At 67.8% G+C, this 16,209-nt stretch carries 14 protein-coding genes; 2 read left to right on the top strand and 12 right to left on the bottom strand.

What is annotated here, in order from left to right; genetic code table 11:
- Positions 1-137 precede the first annotated feature (137 nt).
- Both AC1DF4_RS11690 and hflX read right to left on the bottom strand, forming a co-directional pair.
- A complete protein-coding gene (locus AC1DF4_RS11690) occupies positions 138-2,339 on the bottom strand; it encodes an ATP-dependent DNA helicase (protein WP_476913046.1) in 2,202 nt (733 codons plus the stop codon).
- Positions 2,332-3,900 carry a GTPase HflX gene (gene hflX / locus AC1DF4_RS11685; protein WP_476913045.1) on the bottom strand — a complete coding sequence of 523 codons (1,569 nt, stop codon included), beginning with the start codon at positions 3,898-3,900 and terminating at the stop codon, positions 2,332-2,334. The genes AC1DF4_RS11690 and hflX overlap by 8 nt, the downstream gene beginning before the upstream one ends.
- 478 nt (positions 3,901-4,378) lie before the next feature.
- Between hflX and AC1DF4_RS11680 the strand changes: the two genes are divergently transcribed.
- A complete protein-coding gene (locus AC1DF4_RS11680; protein ID WP_476913044.1) occupies positions 4,379-4,993 on the top strand; it encodes a class I SAM-dependent methyltransferase in 615 nt (204 codons plus the stop codon).
- On the opposite strand, the gene dapF is transcribed toward AC1DF4_RS11680, so the two are convergent.
- The 6 genes from dapF to AC1DF4_RS11650 form a co-directional block, all read right to left on the bottom strand.
- Complete coding sequence (dapF, locus tag AC1DF4_RS11675) at positions 4,974-5,930, bottom strand: diaminopimelate epimerase (protein WP_476913043.1); 957 nt, start codon at positions 5,928-5,930, stop codon at positions 4,974-4,976. The two genes, AC1DF4_RS11680 and dapF, sit on opposite strands and share 20 nt — an antisense overlap.
- 98 nt (positions 5,931-6,028) lie before the next feature.
- Positions 6,029-6,922: a tRNA (adenosine(37)-N6)-dimethylallyltransferase MiaA gene (gene miaA / locus AC1DF4_RS11670; RefSeq protein WP_476913095.1), complete on the bottom strand. Its 894-nt coding sequence runs from the start codon at positions 6,920-6,922 to the stop codon at positions 6,029-6,031.
- Positions 6,923-7,042: 120 nt separating this feature from the next.
- Positions 7,043-8,617 (bottom strand): tRNA (N6-isopentenyl adenosine(37)-C2)-methylthiotransferase MiaB, encoded by a 1,575-nt coding sequence (gene miaB, locus AC1DF4_RS11665; RefSeq protein WP_476913042.1) that lies wholly within the window; start codon positions 8,615-8,617, stop codon positions 7,043-7,045.
- A 38-nt stretch (positions 8,618-8,655) separates the two neighbouring features.
- Entirely contained in the window at positions 8,656-9,141 is a 486-nt protein-coding gene (locus AC1DF4_RS11660) for a regulatory protein RecX (RefSeq protein ID WP_476913094.1), read from the bottom strand.
- Between the two features lie 148 nt (positions 9,142-9,289).
- A complete protein-coding gene (gene recA, locus AC1DF4_RS11655) occupies positions 9,290-10,342 on the bottom strand; it encodes a recombinase RecA (RefSeq protein ID WP_441405446.1) in 1,053 nt (350 codons plus the stop codon).
- A gap of 275 nt (positions 10,343-10,617) precedes the next feature.
- Positions 10,618-10,836, bottom strand: coding sequence for a DUF3046 domain-containing protein (locus AC1DF4_RS11650; RefSeq protein ID WP_160666697.1), 219 nt, complete (start codon positions 10,834-10,836; stop codon positions 10,618-10,620).
- Between the two features lie 44 nt (positions 10,837-10,880).
- On the opposite strand from AC1DF4_RS11650, the gene AC1DF4_RS11645 reads away from it, so the two are divergent.
- The gene (locus AC1DF4_RS11645) at positions 10,881-11,390 is read left to right on the top strand and encodes a MarR family winged helix-turn-helix transcriptional regulator (protein WP_476913041.1); all 510 of its coding nucleotides are present in this window, start codon (positions 10,881-10,883) and stop codon (positions 11,388-11,390) included.
- 82 nt (positions 11,391-11,472) lie between these two features.
- On the opposite strand, the gene AC1DF4_RS11640 is transcribed toward AC1DF4_RS11645, so the two are convergent.
- The 4 genes from AC1DF4_RS11640 to AC1DF4_RS11625 form a co-directional block, all read right to left on the bottom strand.
- Positions 11,473-11,925 (bottom strand): helix-turn-helix domain-containing protein, encoded by a 453-nt coding sequence (locus tag AC1DF4_RS11640; RefSeq protein WP_056432397.1) that lies wholly within the window; start codon positions 11,923-11,925, stop codon positions 11,473-11,475.
- A 155-nt stretch (positions 11,926-12,080) separates the two neighbouring features.
- The gene (locus AC1DF4_RS11635; protein WP_476913040.1) at positions 12,081-12,578 is read right to left on the bottom strand and encodes a CinA family protein; all 498 of its coding nucleotides are present in this window, start codon (positions 12,576-12,578) and stop codon (positions 12,081-12,083) included.
- Entirely contained in the window at positions 12,575-13,216 is a 642-nt protein-coding gene (gene pgsA / locus AC1DF4_RS11630; RefSeq protein WP_476913039.1) for a CDP-diacylglycerol--glycerol-3-phosphate 3-phosphatidyltransferase, read from the bottom strand. Before pgsA ends, AC1DF4_RS11635 begins: the two co-directional genes overlap by 4 nt.
- Positions 13,217-13,241: 25 nt before the next feature.
- Positions 13,242-16,196, bottom strand: a complete 2,955-nt coding sequence (locus AC1DF4_RS11625; RefSeq protein WP_476913038.1) for an FtsK/SpoIIIE family DNA translocase — start codon at positions 16,194-16,196, stop codon at positions 13,242-13,244.
- Positions 16,197-16,209: the final 13 nt, after the last annotated feature.

Here is a 16,209-nt window from a genome sequence, read left to right as displayed (position 1 = left end):
AGCCTCCCAGTAGCTCAGAGCTGCCCAGTCCCTGCGAACAGGGCCCCGCCGGCGTTGACCAGTTCACGCCGGACGGGGCCTTTCGCGTTTCCGCCCAGTTACTGGCACCCGGGCGGCAGGAATCCAACCCGGCGGGGCTACGTGGCGGGCTGCCCTGATTCCTTCGCGAGCCGCTCAAGTGCGGCGACGGCGATGGCGGGGTCCGTGGTGGGCCAGAACGGCGGCAGGGCGGCGCGGAGGAATCCCCCGTACCTTTCGGTGGACAGCCGCGAGTCCAGCACAGCCACCACTCCCTTGTCCGTCGTGGTGCGGATCAGCCTGCCGGCGCCTTGGGCGAGACGGATGGCAGCGTGGGTCGCGGAAACACTCATGAAGCCGTTGCCGCCGGCCTGGGCCACCGCCCGGGACCGCGCCGTCATCAGGGGATCGTCGGGCCGAGGGAACGGGATCCGGTCGATCACCACGAGGCGGCAGGAGGTCCCCGGCACGTCGACACCCTGCCACAGGGACATGGTGCCGAAGAGGCAGGTGTCCGGCTCGTCGGCGAACTGCTTCACCAGCGCCGTCATGGTGGAATCCCCCTGGCAGAGGATGCTCATGTCCAGCCGTGGCCGGAGTGCCTCGGCAGCGTCCTCGGCGGCGCGCCGCGACGAGAACAGGCACAGGGCCCCGCCGCCGGAGGCCCGGATCAGCTTCTCGAGCTCGTCGAGTGCCTCCGGGGACGTGCCCCGGCCGGGCTTGGGCAGGTGCTTGGCAACGTAGAGGATGCCCTGCTTGGGGTATTCGAAGGGCGAGCCGACGTCGACGCCGGTCCAGCTCGGGGCGCCAGGACCCACCAGACCGAGGCCGCCGGCAGCCGGTTCAAAAGCGGACCCGATCGCCAGGGTGGCCGAGGTCAGGATGACGGTGTGGTCCGCGAACAGACCCTCCCGGAGCCGTCCGGCAACACTGAGCGGGGCGATATTGACCAAGGCCGGGGCGGACTCGTCCGGCTGGGAGTACCCCTGCTGCGGGTCAAAGGTGCTGTTGCGGGAAAACCAGACCACTTCGCGGTTCTCGCGTGCTGCCAGCAGCCGTTCACAGAGTTCCAGGATCACCATGAGCCGTGAGCGCGCGAGCTGGCGGCCGCCGTCGGCCGTGTTCGCGCTGTCCCCTTTGGAATCCGAAAGCGCGGCGCGGCAGGCGTCCCGCAGCTGGTCCACGCAGTCCAGCTGTTCGCTGTTGAGGCCGTTGGGCATTAGCCCGCTGGGAACGCCCTCAATGGCAAGTTCGAGGTTGGATGCGGCGTTGTTCAATGCGTCCACGGTGATGCCGGCGTGCTTCCGCGCCCCGGACGCGGCGGCGTGCACCATGGCGACAGAAAGCTGGCCGGACACGGCGCCGGTCACGCGGTCCTGGAGCTCGTGGGCTTCATCGACCACCACGACGTCGTATTCGGGCAGGACGGCGAGGCCCTCGAAGGCGCTGACGGCCAGCATCGCGTGGTTGGTGACCACGACGTCGGCGTCCGCGGCGTTCTGCCGGGCCAGTTCGCTGAAGCATTCGGCTGCCAGGGGGCACTTCTGCGCGCCGAGGCACTCCATGGAGGTGACGGAGACCTGCCGCCACGCGCGGTCCGTTACGCCGGGCAGGAGCTCGTCGCGGTCCCCAGTCACGGTGTCCTCGGCCCACTCGCGCAGCCGGACGACCTCCTTGCCGAGCTGGGAGGACGGCCCGCCCATGGCCGCGGCGAAGTGCGGCACGGAGGTGTCCTCGCCGAGCGAGAAGAGCTGGCCCTCCGACGGTTCTTCCGAGGGGAAGCCGCCTTCGAGCTTGTGGCGGCACACATAGTTGGACCGGCCCTTGACGAGGGCGACCTTGACGGGCCGGTCGAGCGCCGGGGTGATGGTCTTCAGCAGCCGGGGCAGGTCGCGGCCCACGATCTGGGTCTGCAGGGCCAGGGTCGCGGTGGAGACCAGGGTGGGCTTGTCGCTGACGAGCGAATGGGCGATCAGCGGAATCAGGTAGGCAAGGGACTTGCCGGTGCCGGTGCCGGCCTGGACGAGCAGGTGGTCGCCGCTGTCAATAGCCTGCGCCACCTGCCGGGCCATTTCGTGCTGGCCGTCGCGGCTCTGGCCGCCCATGCCGGACACGGCCCGGTCGAGGAGTTCGATGACGAACTCCCCGCCGGTCCTGCCGCCCGAACGTGCCGAGGGTTGTCCGGCGGATTCAGTCTCCGCTGTGCCTTCTGTTGCAGTGCCCTCTGTTGCTATGTCTTCTGTTGCGGTGTGCCCCGCTACCGGGTCCCCCGCCGGGTCGCCCGTGCCTGTGTCCGCCCCGGTCACCGCTGCCTCAGTCATTGCTGATGAACGAATCCAGTTCAGCGGCAAATCCCTCGCGCACCATCACGACGGCGCGGGTGCCCGCTTCCTCGTGCTCAAGGCTGAGGATCTCGGCGTCGGTCTCATGCAGCTTGCTGAGCAGGTCCCCGCGGTTGTACGGGATCATCAGCTCCAGCTTCACGCTGGGCCGCGGAATGCCTTCGCTGATGGCCTTGAGCAGCTCCGGGATGCCTGCGCCGGTGCGTGCCGACACCACCACGTGGCGCGGTTCGCGCTGCTTGAGCCGTTCGATCACGAAAGGATCCGCGGCGTCGGCCTTGTTCAGGACGATGATTTCGGGCACCTTGCGGGCGTCGACTTCGCTGAACACCTTGCGGACGGCGGCGATCTGGCCTTCCGGATCCGGGTGCGAGACGTCCACGACGTGCAGGATCAGGTCCGCATCGGCGACTTCCTCCAGGGTGGAGCGGAAAGCCTCCACGAGCTGGGTGGGCAGCGACCGGACGAAGCCCACGGTGTCGGCAAGGGTGTAGCCCAGCCCGTCCGAGGTTTCGGCCTTGCGGACCGTCGGGTCCAGGGTGGCGAACAGGGCGTTCTCCACCAGGACACCGGCGTCGGTCAGCCGGTTCAGGAGCGAGGACTTGCCGGCGTTGGTGTACCCGGCGATCGCCACGGACGGCACGGAATTACGACGGCGGTTGGCGCGCTTAGTCTCCCGGGCCGGCTTCATCGCGGCGATTTCACGCCGCAGCTTGGCCATCCGGGTGCGGATCCGGCGGCGGTCCAGTTCGATCTTGGTTTCACCGGGACCACGCGATCCCATACCCGCACCGGCACCGCCCACCTGGCCACCGGCCTGGCGGGACATCGAGTCACCCCAGCCGCGCAGGCGCGGGAGCAGGTATTCGAGCTGGGCCAGTTCCACCTGGGCCTTGCCCTCGCGGCTCTTGGCGTGCTGGGCAAAGATGTCCAGGATCAGGGCTGTGCGGTCGATGACCTTGACCTTGACGATGTCTTCGAGGCTGCGACGCTGGGACGGCGCCAGTTCGGCGTCGACGACGACGGTGTCCGCGCCGGTGGACATCACGATGTCCTTGAGTTCCTGGGCCTTGCCGGAGCCGAGGAAGGTGCCCGGATCGGGCTTTTGGCGGCGTTGGACAATACCGTCGAGGACTTCCGAGCCGGCGGTCTCGGCGAGGGCGGCGAGTTCGCGGAGGGAGTTCTCGGCGTCGGCAAGGGTGCCTTCAGTCCAGAGGCCGGCCAGCACGACTCGCTCGAGCCGCAGCTGACGGTATTCGACTTCGGTGACGTCTTCGAGCTCGGTAGACAGCCCGGCGGTGCGGCGCAGGGCGTGCCGTTCCTCGAGGTCCTGCTGGTCGCCGTCGTAGGTGCTGTGCTCCTCGTCCAGCCGGGAGATCGCCTGCGCTTTGCCGAGCACCGAGGCGGGCTCACCGGCGGCCGGGGCTGCCTTCCGGGCAGGGGTGTCCTTGGCGAGGATCCGGTCGATGACAGCCTGGATTTCCGCAGGACTCATGTCCTGGGATGCTGAATCGGGTCCGGTGTTGGGCTGGCTGGTCATGGTCTCCTTTAGAGGTTCGGCAGTTTCAGAATAGTGCCGATCGGTGCTGTGCGGGGCGGTATTCGCGCTGGGCTGACGACTATTGGTCATTCATGGCCTCCTGGGATGCCTGCGGCAGCGGTGCCGGGGGCAGGGTGGGCTCCGGGCCGGAGCGGTGGGAACGGGGAGGGAACAGGCATGGGTACTGCCTTGAGGAGGGAGTTGTTCCGCCCGGCCGGGCTCCAGTGAGCGCTGCCAAACTCCAAGTGGTTCGGGCGCCAGCGGCGAAATCCATTTCGGGATCATCACGGGTGGCGCACTGAGCGGAAGGTAACTACCTGCGTCGCTGCGGGGACGGGACTCCGGTGAAGAATGGAAGGCCCGTGCCGGCTACTTGAAGTTCAAGAACATGTTTTTAACACTAGCAGACGGCACGGCTGGCCCCGGCCGGTCGCCGCGGTTTCCTCTAGGGGCCGGCGGCCAACTAATCTAGCCAGTTATGGAGTCTGCACACTATTTCAGCGCCCAGCCCTCTGGGCCGTTCACCCGCAAGCCACTGACCGTGGAGCTTGCCGGTGCCACGCGGCAACTGCAGACGTCCTCGGGTATCTTCAGCCCGGACGGCATCGACAAGGGCACGGCTGTGCTGCTGGCCGAGGCCCCATCCCCGGCGCCGCAGGGGACGCTGCTGGACATTGGTTGCGGCTGGGGTCCGATCGCGCTGACCATGGCCCTGAGGGCACCGCACTCCCGGGTCTACGCCGTGGACGTCAACGAGCGGTGCGTGACCCTGACCAACGAAAACGCCGCGCTGCTGGGCCTGGGCAACGTCACGGCCAGCACGCCCGACGCCGTCGACCCCGAACTTCGCTTCGACACCATCTGGTCCAACCCGCCCATCCGGATCGGCAAGGACGAGCTCCACGCCCTCCTGCTCCTGTGGCTTCCCCGGCTGGCGCCGGGCGGCTCCGCATGGCTGGTGGTGCAGAAAAACCTGGGGTCGGATTCGCTGCAGCGCTGGCTCGCGGGCGAGCTGGACAGCAGCTTCGCGGTGACCCGTGAGAGCACCTCGAAGTCGTTCCGGATCCTTCGGGTCAGGAAAGCGTCCCACTAGCGACGATCACCGCGGGGCCGCTGAGCTCGACGTGCTCGTGGCCCCCGGCGCCGAGGAAGAACTTCACGCCGACGACCCCGCCCGGGACATGGACATTCCACACATCCGGGGCACCCTGGCCGGCCCAGTGGCGGATCGCGACGGCGGCCGCGCAGGCGCCCGTGCCACAGGACTGCGTTTCTCCGACTCCGCGCTCATGAACGCGCATGGTGATGGTTCCTACGCCTTCGTGGACCAGCGGCTCGGACGGCACGACGAACTCAACATTGGTTCCGTGCGGCGGGGTGGGGTCCACGTGGGGTGCGGTGAACAGCTGCGTGGCCTCCAGCTCGGCGAGTTCGGCCAGGGCCACAACGGTATGCGGGTTGCCCATGCTGACGGACAGGGCAGGCCGGGCGACCTCCAGCCCCGCCGCGCTGACCAGTGAATCCATGGCCCGGGCGGTGGCCTCGCCCGGGAAGATGAATTCCCAGGGGCCCATGTCGACGGCGTAGCCGGCGGCGGTGCGGACGATGGTCTTGGCGCCGCCGCGGGTGCCGATGGTCAGTGATTCGCCGGCAGGCAGCTCGACGAGGCCTTCGGCAATCAGGAAGTGCACAAAGACGCGGACGCCGTTGCCGCACATCTCGGAGAGCGAGCCGTCTCCGTTGCGGTAGTCCATGAACCATTCGGCGTCCGGGTGCTGCGTCAGCAGCTCCTGGCCCTCGGCGAGCAGCCGGGACGGGACGGCCCGGATCAGTCCGTCGCCGCCGATTCCGCGGTGGCGGTCACACAGGGCCGCGACCTGCTCCGGCGTCACCGCCAGCGTGCCGTTGGGGTCGGCCAGGAGCACAAAGTCGTTGCCCGTGCCGTGGCCCTTGGAAAACGTGAGTCCGCTCAGGGCTGCAGGGTCAGCGGCGGTGTTGCGATCGGCGGCCGCGGCCAGGGGTTCGTCCATGCTCCAAGGTTACCGTTCCTGTACGGGCCGCCCGTCAACCGGCTCGGCAGTCCACCCTGGCAATCCACGCGCCGACAGGGAACTGCCGATCCGGAACTTCAGCCGGGGACGCACAGCGCGGCGGCTTTGGCCACGAGTTCCGGGTCCTGCCAGTCGAGCCAGCGGATGCGGGGGTCGGCGCGGAACCAGGTGAGCTGGCGGCGCGCGAACTGCCGGGTCGCGACGATGGTTTCCTCCGCGGCCTGCGCCAGGTCGGATTCGCCGTCGAGAACCCTGAGGAACTGGGCGTAGCCCAGGGCCCGGGGGGCGGTCCGTCCGAGCCGGAGTCCGGCGGCGTCGAGCTTCCGGACCTCGTCGAGGAGCCCGCTGTCCACCATGGCATGGACCCGGCGGGCGAGCCGTTCCCGGAGCTGTTCCCGGTCCACCTCGAGCCCGACTTGCACGGCGGGCTGGAAGTACTCGCGGGTGGGCATGAACGAGCTGAAAGGCCGCCCGGTCAGTTCGAAAACCTCCAGTGCGCGGATGATCCGGCGTGCGTCCCCGAGGCGGCCTGCCGAGACCGGGTCCACGGCTTCCAGCCGTGCCCGCAGCGGCGCCGGTCCCGCGGTTTCCAGTTCCGCTTCGAGCCGGCCCCGGATGGCCGGGTCGGTGCCCGGGAATTCCAGCACGTCCAGGGCGGCGCGGACGTAGAGCCCGGAGCCGCCGGCCAGGATGGCGCGTTTGCCGCGGGCGTGGATGCCGGCGATGAGTTCCCGGGCCTGCTGCTGGAAGTCCGAGACGCTGGCTTCCTCGGTCACATCCAGGATGTCCAGGAGATGGTGTGGCACTCCCCTGCGCTCGGCCCCGGTGATCTTGGCGGTACCGATGTCCATGCCGCGGTAGAACTGCATGGAATCCGCGTTGATGACCTCGCCGTCGAGCTCCAGTGCGAGTGAGACCGCCAGATCGGACTTTCCGGAGCCGGTGGGCCCGACGACGGCGATCACCGGCAGAGCCGGTACTGCATTGTCCGGTCCTACACTGTCCGGTACTGCATTGTCGGGTACTGCACTGTCAGGTGCTGTGCCGGCCCGAACTGCGCCGGCAGCGGGGCCCTGCTGAGCTGTCACAGACTAGCGGCCGCGGACGGGAAGGGTGGGCATGCCCAGCGACACCCCGGTGGCACCGGAAGGGGATCCCGGAGCGGGTGCGCCGCAGGAGTCCGCCTGGGACCTGTCCCAGGCGTCGCCCGCTCGCGAGCGTCGGAGGCTGTAGTCGCCCGCCGTCGCCGGGTCGGCGACGAGGTGGAACGACGCGGCCTCGGTGATGGTCACGGTGACCAGGTCGCCGGGGCGGGGCGTCTGCGCGCCGGCCGGCACGGAGAAGTGGACCAGGCGCTGGTCCTGGGACCGACCCGAAAGCCTGTGGGTTTCCTCGGACTTGCGCCCGGACTGGGCCGTGACCATGACCTCAACCCGACGGCCGAGCTGGCGGGCGTTCTCCTCGGCCGCGATCCGGTCCTGCAGGGCGGTGAGGCGTTCGAAGCGTTCCTGCACAACAGCCTTCGGGAGCTGGTCCGGGAGTTCCGCGGCGGGCGTGCCCGGCCGTTTGGAGTACTGGAAGGTGAAGGCGGTGGCGAAGCGGGACTTCTCCACGACGTCGAGCGTGGCCTGGAAGTCCTCCTCGGTCTCGCCGGGGAAGCCGACAATGATGTCCGTGGAGATGGCGGCGTGCGGGATCTTCTCCCGGACCTTGTCCAGGATGCCGAGGAACTTGGTGGAGCGGTAGGACCGCTTCATGTCCTTGAGGACTTTGTCCGAGCCGGACTGCAGGGGCATGTGCAGCTGCGGCATGACATTGGGGGTTTCGGCCATGGCGTCGATGACGTCGTCGGTGAAGGCGGCGGGGTGCGGGCTCGTGAACCGCACGCGTTCGAGGCCGGGGATGTCCCCGCAGGCGCGCAGGAGCTTCGAGAACGCCTGCCGGTCGCCGAATTCGACGCCGTAGGAGTTCACGTTCTGTCCCAGCAGGGTTACTTCGATCGCGCCGTCGTCCACGAGGGCCTGGATCTCGGCCAGGATGTCGCCGGGGCGCCGGTCCTTTTCCTTGCCGCGCAGGGCCGGGACGATGCAGAACGTGCAGGTGTTGTTGCAGCCGACGGAGATCGACACCCAGCCGGAGTAGACCGAGTCCCGCTTGGTGGGCAGCGTGGACGGGAAGACGTCGAGGGATTCGAGGATTTCGAGCTGCGCTTCGTTGTTGTGCCGGGCGCGTTCCAGCAGGGCCGGCAGGGCGCCGACGTTGTGGGTGCCGAAGACGGCGTCCACCCAGGGGGCCTTCTTCAGGATGGTGTCGCGGTCCTTCTGCGCAAGGCAGCCTCCGACGGCGATTTGCATTCCGGGGTTGGCAGCCTTGACCGGCGCCAGGATGCCCAGGTTGCCGTAGAGCTTGTTGTCGGCGTTTTCCCGCACGGCGCAGGTGTTGAAGACCACGACGTCGGCCAGTTCCCCGGCGGCGGGGACGTAGCCGGCGGCCTCAAGCATCCCGGACATACGCTCGGAGTCGTGCACGTTCATCTGGCAGCCGAAAGTCCGCACCTGGTAGGTACGGGGCTGCGCCGTGGCGGGCGTTGATTCGGCGCCAGGTGTTGACGAGGCGTCTGTGGAAGGGGTGGCGCCGGCTGCTGGGGAGGGAATGGTCAAACTCACCTGTTAAGGGTACCGGGTCGGCACGCTGCCGGGCTTCCCTAGAAATCCGGTTCGGACCCTGCGCCGGCACCGGACACGGCGTGATCGAGCACTTCTCCGACTATCCGGAAGGCCTGCGAGGGCTGGTACCCCTTGCGGGCGAGCATGGACGCCAGCCGGCGTGTGGTCTTGTCCCGCTCCGCACGGTCCTCGAAGGCGGTGACGCCGCGGAGCTTGCGCTGGACGAGTTCCCGGGCAGCGGACTCCTCATCCTCGTCGCTGAGCTGTTCCAGGGCACCGGCCGCGGTGTCCTCGTCGATGCCCTTCTCGGCGAGTTCCCGGCGGAGCGCGCCCTTGGCGAGTTTGCGGCTCTGGGACCGGGAGCGAACCCACATGTCGGCAAAGTCCGCGTCGTCCACGAGCTTCACTTCTTCGAAGCGGTCCAACACGGCCTCTGCGACGTCTTCCGGAATGTTGCGCTCGGCCAGCTTGCGTGCGAGCTGCAGCCGGCTTTTGGGCGCGTTCGTCAGCTGCCGCAAGACGATGGCACGCGCGACGGCTGCCGGATCCGCGTCACGGTCCTGTTCGGCAGGACCTTCCGCGCGCGCTGCCCCGTCCCCGGGCCGGTCTCCCCCGGCAAGGCCCGGGGCAGGATTCCGGGATGGAAATCCTGCCCCTTTGCGCCGCCGGCCGTTAGAAGCCGTCAACGGCCTTCAGCTTCGGTGAATCTTCGGTCTCGGCGGGCGCCTTCACGCCGACGCCAAGCTTCTCCTTGATGAGCCGCTCCAACTCGGCAGCCAGCTCCGGGTTGTCGCGCAGGAAGCGGCGGGAGTTCTCCATGCCCTGGCCCAGCTGATCGCCGTCATAGGTGAACCAGGAGCCGGACTTCTTGATCAGGCCGTGCTCGACACCCATGTCGATGATGCCGCCTTCACGCGAGATGCCCTGGCCGTAGATGATGTCGAACTCGGCGATCTTGAAGGGCGGGGCCATCTTGTTCTTGACGATCTTGGCTTTGGTGCGGTTGCCGACCGAGTCCGCGCCCTCCTTGAGGGTCTGGATCCGGCGGACGTCGATGCGGATCGAGGCGTAGAACTTCAGGGCCTTACCACCGGTGGTGGTTTCCGGGGAGCCGAAGAAGACACCGATCTTTTCGCGCAGCTGGTTGATGAAGATGGCGGTGGTTTTGGTCTGGCTCAGGCGGCCGGTGATCTTACGGAGGGCCTGGCTCATCAAGCGAGCCTGCAGGCCCACGTGGCTGTCGCCCATGTCGCCTTCGATTTCCGCGCGGGGAACGAGGGCGGCAACGGAGTCGATGACGATGACGTCGAGGGAGCCTGAGCCGATGAGCATGTCCATGATTTCCAGGGCCTGCTCGCCGGTGTCCGGCTGGGAGACCAGGAGCGCGTCGGTGTCGACGCCCAGCTTGGCGGCGTATTCCGGGTCGAGGGCGTGCTCGGCGTCGATGAAGGCTGCGATGCCGCCGAGGCGCTGGGCGTTGGCGACCGCGTGGAGCGCCACCGTGGTTTTACCGGAGGATTCCGGACCGTAGATTTCCACGACACGGCCGCGCGGCAGGCCGCCAATTCCCAGCGCGACATCCAGTGCGATGGAACCGGTCGGAATAACCTCGATGGGCGCGCGGACTTCGTCGCCAAGGCGCATGACCGAGCCTTTGCCGAACTGCTTGTCAATCTGGGCCAGCGCTGCATCAAGCGCTTTCTGGCGATCCGGGGCTGCGGCCATGGTTCACACCTCTAATACTTTCTCGCTGTGGAGTGGCCGTTCCGGCCCTGTGTCGTGTTTCTGATCAGTGTTGGTGATCGGTGTTTCGGTCATTTCTGAGGCTACTGGCACCCACCGACAGAGTTGCCCGCCTGCCCCGCGTATGTGGAAAAGCTCTAAAAAAAGCATAGCCCTACCCGAACAGATATTCGAACAATCGGTGCGGCGTGTCAGGCGTGGGCTGCCGGCGCGGCATTCGAACGCCGCCCGCCGAAGCCGCCTGTCGAAGCTGGAGGTCAGCGCGGCTTGACGTCGCGGCCAAGCCGCCGCTCGGGGGGGACATCCTGGACCTCGCACAATGCCAGCCACACCTGCCGGGGCGGTACGCCGGCGCCGAGTGCCTGGTCGGCGGTCCGGCCGCCGACCCCTGCCAGGACCAGCGAACTGCTGAGGACGCGTGAGTACCCCGCCCCGAATTCGTCGTCCATAAGCCGCCAAAAGTCACTGATTCGCACCCCTAGAGTCTCTCACGCTGAGGGAGGACTCTAGAATGGTTGCCATGAGCAACCCCGCCGAAGGCCCTGGGATCCCCGGCGGCGCTGACGATTCCACAGAAGCGGCCCTGACCGCCGTCGAGCACCAGTTGAGCATGCTCTGGCGCCGCGCCCGCTCCATCTCCCACCATCTCTCCCGCCAGGTCCACCCGGACATGGAACCCGCGGCCTACGGCCTGCTGGCCGTGATCCGGCGCCAGGGTGCCATCCGGCTGACCGAACTGGCGTCCAGCATCGGCGTCGGGAAGCCCTCGGTGAGCCGGCAGATCGCTTTCCTCGAACGCCTCGGCCTGGTGGCCAAGGAAGCCGACCCGCTGGACGGCCGTGCCCAGATGATCCGCCTGACGCCGATGGGCGAGCAGAAGATGCACGAGGTGCAGGATGCACGGCGGGAAGTGTTCCGCGAACGGCTGGGTGAGTGGCCGACGGAGGAACTGCAGACCCTTGCCCGCTACATCGCCAAGCTCAACGCCACCTATGAGCGTGACGGTTTCCCCCGCGACGAACCGCAGTAGCGTCCAGCCCGCGGTCCGGGCCGGAAACGCAAGAAACCCCGGCACACCGCCGGGGTTTCTTGTCGAGTAGTGGGTGCCGGGGCTAGCGTGCCCCGGAAAGAAGGCCCTTGGCCAACTCTTCGTTGAGGTCCGTGTTGAGCTCACGGTCCAGGTCACGGCCGTAGCGCTGTGCAAACTCCTGCGGGACGGTGTCCGGAACGGCAACACCCTCGGCGACGGCGACGCGGTCGCTGACTTCGCGGAGCATGCTGGAGAGCGGAACATCGAGGGCCGAGCAGATCGAGGAGAGCAGCTCCGAGGAGGCTTCCTTCTGGCCGCGTTCCACTTCACTCAGGTAGCCCAGGGAAACGCGGGCGCTGTGCGAGACTTCGCGGAGGGTACGGCCTTGGCGTTGGCGGACATCGCGCAGAACATCACCGATTTCGTGACGAAGTACAACCATCTTGCGCTCCTTCTGTTCGCTCTTAGCCTGATCGGCGAGGCCCACATCCTTCCAGCGGACAACGCCGTTAACGGATACGGGCTGCTTTACCATCTGTATCGCCTTGCTCCCTCTTTATGTCGAGCCCGCCGGTCAAAGCGGACACTGATGATGCTTTCATCCTAGGCGCCTCCCGTATTCGGAAGCGACACAATGTAACAACTATTAGGAATCGAGTTTTGTTCCCGGCAACTTTACGCCCGGTAGCCTTACGGCGCCAGAGCTTCCAGCAGGCGTTCCAGGGCCGCGGCGCAGGCCTGGCCGCGGACTTCCGGCCGGTTGCCCTCGAAGCTGTACCCGAACGACGTCGCGCCCCCCGCCGTCGCGACACCGATGTAGACGGAGCCCACGTCCTTGCCGCCGTGCGGCTCGGGGCCGGCGACGCCGGTGGTGGAGACGCCGATGTCGGCGCCGCAGATCCTGCGGGCCCCCTCGGCCATGGCTTCGGCGACCTTCCCGTCGACGGCTCCGACGCTGTCCAGCAGGTCCCGGGGCACTCCCAGCACATCGGCCTTGACGGAGTTCTGGTAGGACACGACGCCGCCCTGCAGCATCCCGGACGCTCCGGGCGTGTCGGCCAGCACGGCGGCGACCATGCCGGCGGTCAGGGATTCGGCAGTGGCGACGGTCAGGCCGCGGCCGATCGCGCCGGTGACGGCCTCTTCGGCCAGGTGGTGCAGGTTGATCGGGTGGTGGGGGTTGGTCATGGCTTGCCCTCCTGGATCTTCTGTTGCTGTGCCCTGATGCCGCTGGCGCGCAGCTTGAGGGCCTCAATGACATATTCGCCGCCGGTCCAGACAGTGATGGCCAAGGCCACCATCATGACGGCGAAGGCCACGAACCCGAGCCACGGCGCGATCGAGGCCAGCGGGAGGATGTACAGGAAGATGGCCACCGTCTGGATGACGGTCTTGAGTTTCCCGCCGCGCGACGCCGGGATCACGCCGTAGCGGATGACGAAGAAGCGCAGGGCGGTGACGCCCCATTCGCGGACCAGGATCAGGATGGTGACCCACCACGGCAGCTCGCCCAGCAGCGAGAGCATCACGAGGGCCGAGCCGATCAGCAGCTTGTCGGCGATCGGGTCCGCGATCTTGCCGAAGTCGGTGATGAGGCCGCGGCTGCGGGCGATGTCGCCGTCGAGCTTGTCCGTGTAGATGGCGAGGGCGAAAGTCGCCGCGGCAATCCAGCGCCAGATGCCGTTCTGGGCTACCAGCCCGGGTGCGTCGAGCAGGAGGAACCAGATGAAGAACGGCACCATCGCAATCCGCAGCATCGTGAGGATGTTGGGCAGGTTCCAGATCCGCGGGGCGGATCCGGCACTGTTTGCTTCTGTGCTATTCACCTTCTTAGGCTACCGTCTTCGCATGCTACCGGCCGGTGAGCGACCAGGCGTCCTCGGAGCCATCCTCATCATCCCCGGTGCCGCCGTCTGCGCCGTCGTGGTACTCGATCGCCTGGGTGCGGTTGTCCAGGTCCGCCGCGACGAGGTCCTCCGCGTAGCCGCCCTGGGCGATGTTCGCGTTGGCGTTGTCGCTCAGCGCCGCGGTCTGCGAGTCGGCGGTGGCGGGCACGTCCATGCCCTTCATCGCGGCAAGGACCGCAGCCAGGTCGTCCGGCTTCACCAGGACATCGCGGGCCTTCGAGCCTTCCGAGGGACCCACCACTCCCCTGGACTCGAGCAGGTCCATCAGGCGGCCGGCCTTCGCGAACCCGACGCGCAGCTTGCGCTGCAGCATTGAGGTGGAGCCGAACTGGGTGGTGACCACAAGCTCGGTGGCCTGCAGCAGCACCTCGAGATCGTCCCCGATGTCGTCGTCGATCTGCTTCTTCTGCGCCTCGGGGGCGACGTCGTCGCGGTACACGGCCTTGAGCTGGCCCTTGACGTGTTCGACCACCTTGTGGATTTCGGACTCGGTGACCCAGGCGCCCTGGACACGCATGGCCTTGGAGGCGCCCATCGGCAGGAACAGCGCGTCGCCCTGGCCGATCAGTTTCTCGGCGCCCGGCTGGTCCAAGACCACGCGGGAGTCGGTGACCGAGGAGGTCGCGAACGCCATCCGGGACGGCACGTTGGCCTTGATCAGGCCGGTGACCACGTCGACGGAGGGCCGCTGCGTGGCGAGCACGAGGTGGATGCCGGCCGCACGGGCCAGCTGGGTGATGCGGACGATCGAATCTTCGACGTCGCGAGGGGCGACCATCATGAGGTCGGCGAGTTCGTCCACGATCACCAGCAGGTACGGGTACGGCCGGATGACCCGCTTGGACCCCTCGGGCGGGTGGACCTTGCCGGCACGGACGGCCTTGTTGAAGTCGTCGATGTGCTTGAAGCCGTAGTTGGCGAGGTCGTCGTAGCGGGCGTCCATTTCGCGGACCACCCACTGGAGCGCCTCGGCGGCCTTCTTGGGGTTGGTGATGATCGGGGTGATGAGGTGCGGGACGCCCTCGTAGGCGGTGAGTTCCACCCGCTTGGGGTCCACCATGACCATGCGGACCTCGTCGGGCGTGGCGCGCATCAGGATGGAGGTGATCATCGAGTTCACGAAGGAGGACTTGCCGGCACCGGTGGCGCCTGCGACGAGCAGGTGCGGCATCTTGGCGAGGTTGGCGACGACGTAGCCGCCCTCGACGTCCTTGCCGACGCCCATGACCATGGGGTGGTCGGTGCGGCGGGCGTTCTGGCTGCGGAGCACATCGCCCAGGGACACGGTCTCGCGGTCAGTGTTGGGGATCTCGATGCCGATGGCGGACTTGCCCGGGATGGGGCTCAGGATGCGCACGTCCGAGCTGGCGACGGCGTAGGAGATGTTCTTGGACAGTGCCGTGACGCGTTCCACCTTGGTGCCCGGGGACAGTTCGATCTCGTACCGGGTGACGGTGGGGCCGCGGCTGAAGCCGGTGACCTGGGCTTCCACGTTGAACTGGTTGAGGGTTTCGGTCAGGGACGCGACGATCGCGTCGTTGGCCTCGGTGCGTTCCTTCGGGATGGAGCCCGGGGTCAGGACGTCCGACGCCGGCAACGTGTACGTCACGTCGCCGGCCAGCGAGAGCTGCTCGGTGCGCTGCGGGATCGGCGTAGGCAGCGGCGCCGGGGCCACGGGATTGGAGGGGACCTTCGCGGCAGCTGCGACAGCGGCGGTGCCGGGTGCGGGGGCGTCCGGGTTCAATGACCCGGCGGCGACCATCCCCGGGGTGACCAGTGGAATCGCCTCGGTGGCGTTCTCCCCCGCTGCGGCGCTTCCGAGGCCCTGGGCGGCCTTGATCTTTTCGACGGCAATCTCGGCCTGGGTGGGGCGGCGCACCCCGGGCGCGACGGACTTGGCGCCCGTTTTCGCGCCGCCGGCGGCCCGGGCGGCCTCGGCTTCCTCGTCGGCAATAAGAGCCCGCTCGAACGCCTCGTCGCCGACGTAGCCTTCGAGCCCGGAATCGTCCTCGGGGTCCTTGCCGAAAAGGCGGCGGCGCTTCTTCTTCGCCGGGGCCGGGGTGTCGTTTTCGTAGAGGTAGCTGCGGTCGTGGTCGTCGCCGCCGTCGGCTGTGTTGTCGCCGTTGGCGTGTTCCTGCAGGTCTATCCCCATGAGATGTTCATAGGCGCCGCGCAGCCGGCCGGGGATGGCGCCGAAGGGTGTGGCGGTGACGATCAGCAGGGACGTGAAGGCGAGCAGGCCGTAGACGGCCAGCGGGACGGCGGAGTGAATGGCGGCCAGTGGAGCCGCGGCAAGGTAGCCGAGCATGCCGCCGGCTTGGCGCAGTCCGTCGAAACCGTCGGCGACGGTCGGTTCCCCGCCAATGACGTGGGCAAGGCCGGAACCGGCGAAGGTCATGATCAGGAAGCCGATCCCGATCCGGTTGTTGCCGCGGCCGTCGACGGGCTGGCGGAACAGGCGGAAGGCGCAGACAAAGAGCATCAGCGGCAGGAGCAGCGCCATCCAGCCGAAGGTGCCGTTGACGATCCCGTAGACCATGTCCGGGAACCAGCCCTGGAAACCCCACCAGGCGAAAGTGGCGACGAAGACCCCGAGTGCGAGGTTGAACAGGGCTGCGCCGTCGCGGCGGTCCTCGGGCGCGAGATCGCTGACGTCGTAGCCGATCCGGCGGACACCCGCCCCGACCACGTGGGCAACGCCAAGCCAGGCGCCGGCCACGACCCGGACCAGCCAGGGCTGTCTGGGTTCGACGGCGGCCATCTGGCGGGTACGCGCGGTGCCGGTCGATCTGCCGGTCCTGCTGGATTTGGACGCAGCCGGGCCGGAGCCCCGGGTCGAAGAGCTGCCTGATTTACCGCTGGAGTTTCCTCTTGGCGCGGAGGAAGTACGTGTCGCCATACCCGCAACGGTA

The organism is Arthrobacter sp. 05N429 (genome assembly GCF_056397045.1).
This window is presented reverse-complemented; position numbering and strand designations above follow the sequence as displayed.

Bases quoted from the DNA above. Each gene is read 5' to 3' on its own strand.
- AC1DF4_RS11690 (WP_476913046.1), bottom strand. From the start codon at position 2,339: ATGACTGAGGCAGCGGTGACCGGGGCGGACACAGGCACGGGCGACCCG.
- AC1DF4_RS11640 (WP_056432397.1), bottom strand. From the start codon at position 11,925: ATGGTAAAGCAGCCCGTATCCGTTAACGGCGTTGTCCGCTGGAAGGAT.
- AC1DF4_RS11645 (WP_476913041.1), top strand. From the start codon at position 10,881: ATGAGCAACCCCGCCGAAGGCCCTGGGATCCCCGGCGGCGCTGACGAT.
- recA (WP_441405446.1), bottom strand. From the start codon at position 10,342: ATGGCCGCAGCCCCGGATCGCCAGAAAGCGCTTGATGCAGCGCTGGCC.
- AC1DF4_RS11680 (WP_476913044.1), top strand. From the start codon at position 4,379: ATGGAGTCTGCACACTATTTCAGCGCCCAGCCCTCTGGGCCGTTCACC.
- hflX (WP_476913045.1), bottom strand. From the start codon at position 3,900: ATGACCAGCCAGCCCAACACCGGACCCGATTCAGCATCCCAGGACATG.
- AC1DF4_RS11625 (WP_476913038.1), bottom strand. From the start codon at position 16,196: ATGGCGACACGTACTTCCTCCGCGCCAAGAGGAAACTCCAGCGGTAAA.
- dapF (WP_476913043.1), bottom strand. From the start codon at position 5,930: ATGGACGAACCCCTGGCCGCGGCCGCCGATCGCAACACCGCCGCTGAC.
- AC1DF4_RS11635 (WP_476913040.1), bottom strand. From the start codon at position 12,578: ATGACCAACCCCCACCACCCGATCAACCTGCACCACCTGGCCGAAGAG.